12 protein-coding genes are annotated in these 12,391 nt (G+C 51.4%); 9 read left to right on the top strand and 3 right to left on the bottom strand.

Features of this window, described 5'->3' with window-relative positions:
* Positions 1-19: 19 nt before the first annotated feature.
* From yfaE to EL143_RS08420, 3 genes are all read left to right on the top strand, one after another.
* Positions 20-316 (top strand): class I ribonucleotide reductase maintenance protein YfaE, encoded by a 297-nt coding sequence (yfaE, locus tag EL143_RS08430; RefSeq protein ID WP_085417289.1) that lies wholly within the window; start codon positions 20-22, stop codon positions 314-316.
* 81 nt (positions 317-397) lie between these two features.
* Positions 398-1,555, top strand: coding sequence for a 5-(carboxyamino)imidazole ribonucleotide synthase (locus EL143_RS08425; RefSeq protein WP_085417290.1), 1,158 nt, complete (start codon positions 398-400; stop codon positions 1,553-1,555).
* Between the two features lie 142 nt (positions 1,556-1,697).
* The gene (locus EL143_RS08420) at positions 1,698-2,189 is read left to right on the top strand and encodes a GNAT family N-acetyltransferase (protein WP_085417291.1); all 492 of its coding nucleotides are present in this window, start codon (positions 1,698-1,700) and stop codon (positions 2,187-2,189) included.
* 63 nt (positions 2,190-2,252) lie between these two features.
* On the opposite strand, the gene EL143_RS08415 is transcribed toward EL143_RS08420, so the two are convergent.
* On the bottom strand, positions 2,253-2,909 hold the full coding sequence (locus tag EL143_RS08415; RefSeq protein WP_085417292.1) for a cytochrome b/b6 domain-containing protein: 657 nt from the start codon (positions 2,907-2,909) through the stop codon (positions 2,253-2,255).
* Positions 2,910-3,008: 99 nt separating this feature from the next.
* Here EL143_RS08415 and EL143_RS08410 point away from each other — a divergent pair, with 99 nt between their 5' ends.
* From EL143_RS08410 to EL143_RS08395, 4 genes are all read left to right on the top strand, one after another.
* Positions 3,009-3,893, top strand: coding sequence for an NAD(P)H-hydrate dehydratase (locus EL143_RS08410; RefSeq protein ID WP_085417293.1), 885 nt, complete (start codon positions 3,009-3,011; stop codon positions 3,891-3,893).
* Between the two features lie 118 nt (positions 3,894-4,011).
* Positions 4,012-5,046 (top strand): phosphoribosylformylglycinamidine cyclo-ligase, encoded by a 1,035-nt coding sequence (purM, locus tag EL143_RS08405; protein WP_085417294.1) that lies wholly within the window; start codon positions 4,012-4,014, stop codon positions 5,044-5,046.
* 84 nt (positions 5,047-5,130) lie between these two features.
* A complete protein-coding gene (locus tag EL143_RS08400) occupies positions 5,131-5,367 on the top strand; it encodes a hypothetical protein (protein ID WP_085417295.1) in 237 nt (78 codons plus the stop codon).
* Positions 5,368-5,574: 207 nt separating this feature from the next.
* Complete coding sequence (locus EL143_RS08395) at positions 5,575-8,016, top strand: M10 family metallopeptidase C-terminal domain-containing protein (protein WP_085417296.1); 2,442 nt, start codon at positions 5,575-5,577, stop codon at positions 8,014-8,016.
* 137 nt (positions 8,017-8,153) lie between these two features.
* Here EL143_RS08395 and EL143_RS08390 read toward each other — a convergent pair whose 3' ends face one another.
* Complete coding sequence (locus tag EL143_RS08390) at positions 8,154-8,564, bottom strand: hypothetical protein (RefSeq protein ID WP_085417297.1); 411 nt, start codon at positions 8,562-8,564, stop codon at positions 8,154-8,156.
* Positions 8,565-8,625: 61 nt separating this feature from the next.
* Positions 8,626-10,485, bottom strand: a complete 1,860-nt coding sequence (gene ilvD / locus EL143_RS08385; RefSeq protein WP_085417298.1) for a dihydroxy-acid dehydratase — start codon at positions 10,483-10,485, stop codon at positions 8,626-8,628.
* 195 nt (positions 10,486-10,680) lie between these two features.
* On the opposite strand from ilvD, the gene lgt reads away from it, so the two are divergent.
* The gene (lgt, locus tag EL143_RS08380; protein WP_085417299.1) at positions 10,681-11,535 is read left to right on the top strand and encodes a prolipoprotein diacylglyceryl transferase; all 855 of its coding nucleotides are present in this window, start codon (positions 10,681-10,683) and stop codon (positions 11,533-11,535) included.
* A 70-nt stretch (positions 11,536-11,605) separates the two neighbouring features.
* The gene (rlmB, locus tag EL143_RS08375; protein WP_085417300.1) at positions 11,606-12,358 is read left to right on the top strand and encodes a 23S rRNA (guanosine(2251)-2'-O)-methyltransferase RlmB; all 753 of its coding nucleotides are present in this window, start codon (positions 11,606-11,608) and stop codon (positions 12,356-12,358) included.
* The last annotated feature ends 33 nt before the right edge of the window (positions 12,359-12,391 follow it).

The following is a 12,391-nucleotide window of genomic DNA, read 5'->3' as shown; positions in this document are numbered from 1 at the left end:
TTTTTCAGGTTATTGCTTCATGCCACTGATTACCACCAACGACAAAGCTTTTGAATTGCAGGAACACGAAACCCTGCTCGAAGGTTTGGAACGCACAGGCCACGAAGTCGAATACCAATGCCGCAGCGGCTATTGCGGCTCATGCCGCGTCAAAATCCTTTCGGGCAAAGTAAGCTATCCTGACTTTCCGCTGGCTTTTATCGCACCGGGCGAAATCCTACCCTGCTGCTGCCGCGTCAACGAACCCATACGCCTCGATTGCAACAGCAAAATGGAAGAGCCGGATTTGTTTGAACCGGATTTGTTCGGCGAATAAACATGCCTGTCTGAAACATTTCAGGCAGGCATTGCACAAGCCGATACCTTAACCGCCATACCTGATTAAACACACTACGAAATGAACACCGACCAACCCATTCTCCCCCCAGCCATGCTCGGCATACTCGGCGGCGGCCAGCTCGGCCGCATGTTTACCCTCGCCGCCAAAGCCATGGGCTACCGCGTTACTGTGCTTGACCCTGATCCGAACGCGCCTGCCGCCGAATTTTCAGACAGGCATTTATGCGCCGCTTTCGATGACCAGGCCGCTTTGGAAGAGCTGGCAAAATGCGCCGCCGTAACCACCGAATTTGAAAATGTCAACGCCGACTCCATGCGCTTTCTGGCAAAACACACAAACGTTTCGCCCGGCGGCGACTGCGTTGCCATCGCCCAAAACCGCATCCAAGAAAAAAGCCGGATACGCAAAGCCGGCCTGCAAACCGCGCCTTATCAAGCCGTCTGCCGGGAAGAAGACATCACGGAAGCCAGTGCGCAATACCTGCCCGGCATTTTGAAAACAGCCACATTGGGCTACGACGGCAAAGGCCAAATCCGCGTAAAAACACCGGAAGAATTGCGCGCAGCATTTGCCGAACACGGCCGCGTAGATTGCGTACTGGAAAAAATGGTGGATTTGCGCGGCGAAATTTCCGTGGTTGTTTGCCGTTTGAACCATGAAAACGTGTGTACGTTCGACCCCGCCGAAAATATTCATGAAAACGGCATTCTCGCCTATTCCATCGTACCCGCCCGTTTGAGCGCCGACGTGCAGCAACAAGCGCAAGAAATGGCGCGGCGGCTGGCAGACGAATTGGATTATGTCGGCGTATTGGCGGTAGAAATTTTCGTGGTCGGCGACACACACGAGCTCATCGTCAACGAAATCGCACCGCGCCCGCACAACTCCGGCCACCACACCATAAACGCCTGTGCGGCAAACCAATTCCAGCAGCAAGTGCGCATCATGTGTAAGCTTCCGCCCGCAGATACCCGCCTGCTTACCTCATGCTGCATGGCCAATATTTTAGGCGACGTTTGGGGCGAAAACGGCAGCGAACCCAACTGGCTGCCCTTGATGAACAATACCCACGTCCATTTGCACCTTTACGGCAAAAAAAACGCCCGCACGGGCCGCAAAATGGGCCACTTTACCGTACTGGGCGCTGACGCCGACGCCGCATTTGAAGCAGCCAAACAACTGCATGCTTCTTTAACCGATAAGCGCAGCCGGTAAAACACATGCCTGCCTGAAAGTTTCAGACAGGCATTCTTTGCCTAAACCTTTATTTACATTACAATAAAACCACCCGCGCCCGCTGCAAAGCCAAGCGCGGTTTACCAAACACCATTACATTACGCCTCTATCCAGACCAACCATGAGCCTGTTAACCGTACTCCGCCCTGCTCTTCCCGATGACTGCGAAGCCATCTACACCACCCACCGCTTTTCCGTGCAATACACTTGCGAGCGCTGCTATGACCGGCGCGTGCTCGAAGCATGGAGCAAACTGCTGCATCCCGAAAGCTACCAAGAAGCGCTGAATAGCGACAACAAAGCCCTTTGGGTTATCGAATACCAGCGCCGGATACGCGGCTTTTTCCAAGTGGATTTGGCGCAATCGCAGCTTGACGCACTTTATGTCCACCCTTTCCTGCACAACCGCGGCCTCGGCACCGCCCTGCTCAACCGCGCCGAATCGCTGGCAGCCCAATCCGGACTCGCCTTCCTGAAGCTTTATGCCTCGCTCAACTCGGTCGGCTTTTACCGCATCAACGGCTACCGCTCCCTCGGTTCCGCCATTTTGCCTTTAAACTTGGAAGTGTCGGTGGAATGCGAATTGATGCGCAAATACTTAAACGACTATTAAATAACCAATGCCTGTCTGAAACACATTCAGACAGGCATTTCTGCATCTTTAAATCACTTTAAATCACACCCCCGCAAACACCACCGCGCATACCGCGGCAGCCGTAATCACCAGTGCCGCCGCCAATTTGCCCGCTCCCGCAAATTTCAAATCGGGCAACTTACCTTCCAGATATTTATAGCCGGTCAGCATCGGCGTAATGAGATTGTGTTTTTTCACAAACTTATACAGCAACACCGTCAACACATGCACACCGATTAAAATCAGCAAAAAGTCAAAAAACTGCACATGCAGCTTGCGGAAATCCGCGCTTGCGCTGCCGGCAAGGCCGCTTAAATAACCATTGTAGACAAACGCGTTTTCGTCGCTGGAAAGCAAACCCGTTACCACCTGAAACAATACTGCGCCAATCAGCGCCACCACCATCAGCGCACCCAGAGGATTATGGCCGGGCTGTTCATTCTCGCTCAAACTGCCTTTCAAATAGCGGCCGATCTGCCACGGCTTGAAGAATTGGGCAAAACGCGCCGTGTCGCTGCCCCAAATGCCCCAGCAGATACGGAACACCAACAACCCCAAAATAAACACACCGCAGCGCAAGTGCCAAGCCATAATATCGCCGCCCTGCTCGCCGCTGTACCACATAAAGGCAACCGAGGCCGCCAACAACCAATGGAACAGCCGCGTAGGCAAATCCCATACTTTTAATTTCTGTTTCATAATAAAATATCCGTATTGGTTTGTGTTTTTCAGACAGGCATTCAATGCCTGTCTGAAAATGTGCAAGCCCGATTGTACTCATTTTTCCGAGGAGCTGCCATGCCGGAACTTTACCATACCGACCTCACCCGCTTTACCGAATCGGCCAAACAATTCCCCAATATTTTCAAAGCCCGCGCGGTAGACAGCCACAAAGGCACCCACGGCACACTGGGCATCGTCGGCGGCGCGGCAGGCATGAGCGGCGCCGTAGTGCTGGCCGCCGAAGCCGCGATTTACAGCGGCTGCGGCAAGGTTTGGGCGGGCTTCAACCAAAGCGCGCTGCCCATGCCGCTGATTCCGGAACGCCCGGAAATCATGCTTGCCATCGCAGCCACCCTGCAAAAACGCAACGACATCACAGCGTGGGTTGTCGGCTGCGGGCTGGATTTGGAAGCATCCGGCACCCTGCTGCTGCACACCCAATTCACCCTTTCACACGACATCCCCCTGCTGCTCGACGCCGACGCGCTCACTCTGGTCGCCCACGATGAAAATTTGGCCGCCACCTGCCGCGAACACCCCGCACTCGTGCTCACGCCCCATCCCGCCGAAGCCGCACGCCTGCTCGGCAGCAGCACTGCCTCCGTACAGGCAGACCGCGTAGCCGCCGTACAATGCCTGTCTGAAACATTCAACGCAACCGTTGTATTAAAAGGCCGCCACAGCTTGGTTGCCGAACCCGGCGCAGCGCTCTACACCAATACCAGCGGCAACGCAGGGCTGGCCACCGCAGGCAGCGGCGACGTGCTCAGCGGCATCATCGGTGCCCTGCTCGCACAAGGCATTCCAATCGGAGAAGCCGTCCGCGGCGGCGTGTGGCTCCACGGCGCGGCGGCCGATGTACTGCGCGATTCGCAAATCGGCGAAATCGGCATGCTGTCGGGCGAGCTTGCACCGGCGGCACGCTGGCTACGCAACCGTTTGGTTGCCGCACTTGCTTGAAAGATGCCTGTCTGAAAAATACCCTTCGGCCAAAGCGATTGTTAACCAAGCCACAGTTAAAATCAGGTAAAATAAGTCCGATTTTTTTTACCCTCATCACCAACTGAAAGAACCCGACATGAGCAATTCATTGAGCTACCGCGACGCAGGCGTAGATATCGACGCAGGCGACCAACTCGTTGAAAACATCAAACCTTTTGCCAAACGCACCATGCGCCCCGAAGTGTTGGGCGATTTGGGCGGCTTCGGCGCACTGGTGGAAATCGGCAAAAAATACCAAAACCCCGTGCTCGTTTCCGGCACCGACGGTGTAGGCACCAAACTGAAACTGGCTTTCGACTGGGACAAACACGACACCGTCGGCATCGACCTCGTGGCCATGAGCGTGAACGACATTCTGGTGCAAGGCGCAGAGCCGCTGTTTTTCCTCGACTACTTCGCCTGCGGCAAACTCGATGTCGCCCGCGCCACCGACGTGATTAAAGGTATCGCCCAAGGCTGTGAAGAATCCGGCTGCTCCCTCATCGGCGGCGAAACCGCCGAAATGCCCGGCATGTATCCCGAAGGCGAATACGACTTGGCCGGCTTCGCCGTGGGCGTGGTGGAAAAAGACCAAGTCATCAACGGCCGCAGCATCGTGCCCGGCGACATCGTGCTGGGCTTGGCTTCAAACGGCGCACATTCCAACGGCTATTCATTGGTACGCAAAATCATCGAGCGCGACCAGCCTGATTTGGACGCACCGTTTGACGGCGGCAAAACCCTGCGCCAAGCCATCATCGCCCCTACCCGCCTGTATGTGAAACCGATTCTCGCCGCGCTGAAACAGTTCACCATCAAAGGTATGGCGCACATCACCGGCGGCGGCATCACCGAAAACGTGCCGCGCGTGCTGCCCGAAAACACCGTTGCCCAAATCGACGCCAAAGCATGGGAAATGCCCAAGCTGTTCCAATGGCTGCAACAAGCGGGCAACGTGGCACAACAGGAAATGTACCGCACCTTCAACTGCGGCATCGGCATGGTGGTCATCATCGCCAAAGAAGATGCCGACGCGGTGCAGAAATTCTTGGCCGAACAAGGCGAAACCGTTTACCGCTTGGGTGAAATCCGTGCACGCAGCGGCGACGAGCACCAAACCCAAGTGGCCTAATATCAGGCTTACTTCACTAAACGGAGGCCGTCTGAAAACACATTTTCAGACGGCCTTGCCTTCAAATCAAAGCCATTAAACCCCATGAACATTATCGAAAAACAAGCCTTAAAATTTATCCTCAAACACACGCAGGAAACGCATCAGCAGGAAATGTCCGACTACGTTCAAACCCATTGGGCACGCTACCGCGCAGGTGAAATCAATCTGCAGGAAGCCAAAACGTTGGCCAAACAAGCCCGCCCGATGCTGAAGCCCGAAAGCGTGGCCGAGCTGACCGAGTTTGTGAAAAAATGGTCGAAGAGGTTGAATTTCAAATAAGCTTAAATCATGAAACTTCCCGAAATAGCATAAATGCCTGTCTGAAAATATCGTTCAGATAGGCATTTATGCTAAACGAAATTGTTGTTTTTTAAATAAAAGTTCAGTATTTTTATTTAATAAATTTAGTAATAATTTTATTTAAAATAATAAATATAATAAAATATCAATTCAAACACTTTAAATATTTACTTAGGGGATTTTTAAATGAACGAAACGATACTGCATCCAATCAACCAAACTATTTCTGAAAATACCGTAAAAGAAACGGAAATCATCTTATCAGCAGCAGAAGAAACGCCTCTTCTTCCTACCAATACAACACAAGAACAACCATTCCAACCCCAAAGCCCGGCAGCCTCTAATGCCCCGACATCTGCAAACTCGGAACAATCCTCTACCACTGACCAAGCATTACTGGCTTCGGAAGTAGAGTCGGTTGAACCTGCCGCAGCCTCCGGTTTCGGCGCCGCAAAAATTCTCGGCGGTTTGGGGGCATTGGGTGCAATCACCGCTTTAGCAAGCGGCGGAGGCGGAGGCGGGGGCGGAGATGATGCACCGAAGAAAAACAACAAAACCGAAAATCCGGCTGAAAAAGACGATAAAAAAACCGGGCAGCCCGATAATCCGCAGATGCCCGAACAAAACACCCAACCGCCGGCTTCCGCTAAAGAACAACCCGATACCCACCGGAAACCCGAATCACCACCGGAAACCTCGCCCATCCAGCCTGCGGTTTTAACCACCCGCATCCTATATAAAGACGGCAGCGTGCTAACACACAAGGGGAGCGTCGATAATCCTTTTCAGACAGGCATGTTGAAATATTCCGAAGGTAATCCGATTCTGCAATCACATAACAAAACTGCATCGCCTTCAAAAGAGAAAATAGCTTCCTTAGAAACTTATATTGCCAACAACTCGGATTTTTCAAACAAAAATATCATTTCTTCTTATGGTAAAGATACTGACGGTGATGGTTTGATTGATTTAAAAGACCCTTACCCAAACAGCTGGAATGTATCAGACCGTGATTTGAGAATATTTGCCACCTTAGCCTATGAAGATGAATCATCATTAAAGGCTATTTTCAACGATCAATCCATAGAGGTAATTGAACAAATTAACAGAAATCCCAAAAAATTTAATGGTCAAGCAGATGTTGCCGAACTTATTCAGCATTGGCATTTATTGAAAGTACATAATTCCAATGACATTGTAGAAAGCGGTTTGGACTATGCGATTTTCGGTAATGGAAAAACAGAAAAAGGCTATGAAAATATAGTGGTTGCTTTTCGCGGATCAAGCAATGTGGGCGACTGGACAGCTAATGGGAAACTTGGTCTATTAAAGATAGCCCCCGGTCAAGTTAAAGATTTACAATATGCCATTAAAGATATTCAGTCATTTAATGCTGAAAAAATTTATTCTACCGGCCACTCTTTAGGTGGCTATTTATCGCAGTATTTTGTTGCTCACAACATCCAATCCACACCCGGTTTGAAGGAATATTTTGTGCGTAACACATTATTTAATCCTGCAAAATTAAAATCCGGTGTCATATCAGACCTATTTTCCTGGTTTGGCTCCGAAGCAAACAAAGGATTAAAAAATGCAGAAAAAAATACTGAAAAGTTCTTAGAAGAATATATATGGGATAACGGTGAGCAGCATAAAAAAACCACTTCTTTTGTTATTAAAGGAGAATGGGTGGGTGATATACTTGGAACTTACAAAAATACTGTTTTCTTCGAAGACTCGGGAAAACACAACATGGTTAGTTTTTATAATAAAAACAGAAAAATGCAACAATATTTTACCCAAGGATATCGTACCGATACACATTATCAAAATATAGATACGGACAAAGACGGTTTAACCGATATACAAGAATACAAGATAGACACCAACCCGAATCTTGCCGACTCTGACGGCGACGGTTTTTCCGACGGCATCGAAATCAAACTGGCATCCAATGCCTCCGATTCGGAAATCACGCCTTATACTACCGACAGCCCCTTAATTGAAACGGATGACCGTCCGTTTATTGCCATTGTTCAAACAGAAGACGACAAAGGCAGAATCATCGGGATAAAAGGTATTGAAATGCAGGCCGGGCAATTAGATGGTGAAATCGTGTACACACCGTCCGGCAAAGAGTTTGATTTGGCCGACAGCGGGTTTGATTGGTCTGCTTTCGAATCCCAAAGCGCTGCAAAAGGCCTTGCGTTCCTGAACGGCACCTCCGGCAACGATACTTTGCAAGGCAGCAAGGGAAATGATTATTTATGGGGCAATTTGGGTAAAGACACGCTTATCGGCGGCGAAGGGAACGACACATTTGCTTTTAAAGCAAGCGATATCCGGCAAGGCGAAGCGGATATAATTAAAGATTTCCATCCGCAAGAAGATTATCTGGATTTAAGCGGCCTGCGCTCTTTATTTGAAGACAGAAGCCAAGGCTTCAAGTGGTCTGATGTGCTGGTAAACGATAAAGAAATTTTCAATGAGGCATTGTCATCTTTACATTTCAATAGCCAAGAGCAAACTTTGTCTTACCGAAAAGCAGGCGCAAAAGAAGGAATTGTATTTGCGCAATTTGACGCGGAACATCATGTCAATATCGGTTCTGAACATTTAATAGGTTGATATAATCAACCAGCTTAATACCTGCTTGAATTAATTAAACCGATATAAATGCCTGTCTGAAAATATCGTTCAGACAGGCATTTATGCTATATGTAGCCACCATGCAGGGTAAATTCGACATCTTAATGATGAGACAGCTACCAAATCAGCCGCCATGCCTGACAGTAGCCAACGGTATTGCTACAAGCTTCGTCTATCATCAAGAAACCAAAAGCAGACAAACATGCCGTCATGAGCAATGCTGTTTTGATATACCGTTTTTCCGGATAAGCAGTTAATGACAATCCGACAAAAATAATCGCCAGCATAAAAATTACTTCAGAGAGAGAAAAAATCGAAACCTTAATCATCATCTCAATAAAACCAACCGGCCCATCACCGTAAATAAAACGGTATTGTTTCGAGACAATCCAAGCCATAAGCCCATTCCAACTGTTCAGCGCAATAAAAAACAACCAAACTTGCCATTTCCGCTTCCATCTCGGTTTGGTTTTTAAAGGTTTGGTTTTTGAATCAGTATATCGGGACAGGATTTTATATTTGGCCATATCACTATTTATACGAAACTCAGGGCAACTAGAAACTGTTTCTAATTGCCCTGAATGTTAGTCAGCGCTCGACTTGGCTCACATCGCGCACCGCGCCGGTGTCGGCGGAAGTGGTCATGGCGGCGTAGGCACGCAAGGCGGCGGAAACGTGGCGGTCGCGGCTTTCGGGCTTCCATGCTTTGGCACCGCGGCTTTCCATTTCTTCGCGACGGTTGGCCAATTCTTCATCGGTAACGGCCAAGCGGATGCTGCGGTTAGGAATGTCGATTTCGATGGTGTCGCCCTCTTTCACCAAACCGATGGCACCGCCTTCCGCCGCTTCGGGCGAAACGTGGCCGATGCTCAAGCCGGAAGTGCCGCCTGAAAAACGACCGTCGGTGAGCAAGGCGCAGGCTTTGCCCAAGCCTTTGGATTTCAGATAACTGGTGGGATAGAGCATTTCCTGCATGCCCGGGCCGCCTTTCGGGCCTTCGTAGCGGATAATCACAATATCTCCGGCAACGATTTGGTTATCCAAAATGCCTGCCACGGCGGCATCTTGGCTTTCAAACACGCGCGCGCGGCCGGTGAATTTGAGAATGCTGTCGTCCACGCCGGCGGTTTTTACCACGCAGCCGCGCTCGGCGATGTTGCCGAACAGCACGGCTAAACCGCCGTCTTGCGAATAAGCATGTGCTTTGCTGCGGATACAGCCGTTTTTGCGGTCGAGGTCGAGCGAAGGCCATTGTCTGTTTTGCGAAAAGGCTTCGGTGGTGCGCACGCCGCCCGGTGCGGCTTTGTAGCGCTGATGTGCGGTTTCGTTGGCGGGGTTGGTGATGTCCCATTTCGCCAACGCGTCTTTCAAGGTTTTTTCGTGAACGGTGGAAACGTCGGTTTTCAGGCAGCCGGCGCGGTCGAGTTCGGCCAGAATGCCCATCACGCCGCCTGCGCGGTGCACGTCTTCCATGTGGTATTTCTGCGTGGCCGGTGCGACCTTACACAAACACGGCACTTGGCGGCTGATGCGGTCGATGTCGGCCATTTTGAAATCCACTTGCGCTTCGCTAGCGGCGGCCAGCAGATGCAGCACGGTGTTGGTGGAACCGCCCATCGCCACGTCCAAACTCATGGCGTTTTCAAACGCGGCTTTGGTAGCGATGCTGCGCGGCAATACGCTCTCGTCGTCTTGCTCGTAATAGCGTTTGGTAATTTCCACAATCAGACGGCCTGCTTCCAAAAACAGTTCTTTACGGCCTGCATGAGTGGCCAGCAGCGAGCCGTTGCCCGGCAACGACAAGCCCAAGGCTTCAGTGAGGCAGTTCATCGAGTTGGCGGTAAACATGCCGGAGCAGGAGCCGCAGGTCGGGCAGGCGGAGCGTTCTACTGCCGCCACTTCTTCGTCGGATACGGCATCGTTGGCGGCATCCACCATCGCATCGACCAAATCGAGCTTGCGGGTGTCGGTGATGTTGGCCACGCCGATTACCTTGCCCGCTTCCATCGGGCCGCCTGAAACGAACACGGTGGGAATGTTCAGGCGCATGGCGGCCATCAGCATGCCGGGGGTGATTTTGTCGCAGTTGGAAATGCACACCAGCGCGTCGGCACAATGCGCGTTGACCATGTATTCCACCGAATCGGCAATCAAATCGCGGCTGGGCAGGCTGTAGAGCATACCGCTGTGGCCCATGGCAATGCCGTCGTCCACAGCGATGGTGTTGAATTCCTTGGCCAAACCGCCCGCTTTTTCGATTTCGCGCGCCACGAGCTGCCCCATATTGTGCAGATGCACATGGCCGGGCACGAACTGGGTGAACGAGTTGGCAATGGCGATAATCGGTTTGCCGAAATCTTCTTCGGCTACGCCGGTGGCACGCCATAAAGCGCGTGCGCCCGCCATATTGCGGCCATGGGTGGAGGTTTTGGAGCGGTAAGCTGGCATGGTGGTGTCCTTCGTAAAAAGTTTTAGTATGTGCCGCGGGGGGCTGTTTGTATAAACCGGTAAAAAATACCGCTTATTTTATACCAAACGCAGGCGGGCGTTAAGAAATGTGCGTTGCAAGCTTTCAGGCAGGCATTGCACATTTCCAGTATAATGCCTGCCTGAAAAATATTATAAGCAAGGCTTGTTTTTATTATGATGATCCACCCGCAATTCAATGCCGCCGCGATAGATTTCGGATTTATAGCTATCCGCTGGTATGCGCTGAGCTATGTTTTGGCATTTATTCTGTTTATGTTGCTCGGCCGACTGCGCATCAAGCAGGGGCATACGGTTTTCACGAAAGAAATGCTCGACGATTTGCTGACTTACGGCGTGTTTGGCGTGATTTTGGGCGGGCGCTTGGGCTATGTGCTGTTTTACAAATTTTCCGAATACATCAACGATCCGGTTTCGGTTTTTAAAATTTGGGAAGGCGGCATGTCTTTCCACGGCGGATTTTTGGGTGTATTGGTGGCGATGTGGTTGTTTGCCAAACGCAGAAATTTAGGCTTTTGGCAGGTTACCGATTTTATCGCGCCGCTCGTGCCGCTGGGCTTGGCATCGGGCCGCATCGGTAATTTTATCAACGGCGAATTGTGGGGCCGCGTTACCGACCCTTCGGCATTTTGGGCGATGGGTTTTCCGCAAGCCGCTTATGAAGATGCGCAACTGGCGGCCAATAATCTGCAGTATATGGCCTGGCTCCAACAATTCGGCATGTTGCCGCGCCATCCTTCCCAGCTTTATCAGTTTGCGCTGGAAGGTGTGACTTTATTTGTGGTTGTGTGGTTGTTTTCGCGCAAACCGCGCCCTACCGGCCAAGTTTCCATGGTGTTTTTGGCGGGCTACGGCATCTTCCGTTTTATTGCCGAGTATGCGCGCCAACCGGACGACCATTTGGGCTTGCTGACTTTGGGCTTGTCTATGGGCCAATGGTTGAGCGTTCCGATGATTGTGCTGGGCGTAGCGGGCTTTATCTGGTTCGGCAGCAAAAAACACAGCCGCTGATTTCACCTTTTATTTTTTCAGACAGGCATTTGGTGTATCAATGCCTGTCTGAAAACATCAGGAAATATTCATGTCTAATCAAAGATTGATTTACGGCTTCCATGCCATTAACGCACGCTTGTGGCAAAACCCGAAAAGCATCACGGAAATTTATGTGCAGGAAGGCAAAAGCGATGCGCGCACCCGCGATGTGCTGCAAAAAGCCGCCGATGAAAAAGTGCGCGTGCATTTTGCCGATGCCGACCGGTTGAACAAGCTCAGCAAAGGCATGCGCCATCAAGGCGTGGTCGGATTTATCGATGCTTCGAAAAACCATGTGCATCTGGAAGATGTGTTGGAAAACCTGAGCGAGCCGCCGCTTTTGCTGGTTCTCGACGGCATTACCGACCCGCACAACCTCGGCGCCTGCCTGCGTACGGCAGACGCGATGGGCGTGCACGCCGTGATTGCGCCGAAAGACCGCAGCGCCGGCCTGAATGCCACGGTAAGCAAAGTGGCCTGCGGAGCCGCCGAAACCGTGCCCTACATCACCGTTACCAACCTCGCCCGCACCCTGCGGGAGCTGAAAGAATACGGCATCTGGATTATCGGTACCGATACAGGCGGCGATTCGGATTTATACCGTTGCGGCCTGCCCGACAGCGTAGCCTGGGTGATGGGCAACGAAGGCGAAGGCATGCGCCGCCTCACGCGCGAACATTGCGATATGTTGGTGTCGATTCCCATGTTCGGCACGGTTGAAAGCATGAACGTATCGGTCAGCACGGGCATGGTGCTGAGCGAAACCCGCCGCCGCCGCACTTTACAGTCGGAACAGGCTTAAGAAGGTTCGCCCGCCCGAACAATGCCTGTCTGA

Source organism: Neisseria canis (assembly GCF_900636765.1).
Classification (GTDB): domain Bacteria; phylum Pseudomonadota; class Gammaproteobacteria; order Burkholderiales; family Neisseriaceae; genus Neisseria; species Neisseria canis.
This window is presented reverse-complemented; position numbering and strand designations above follow the sequence as displayed.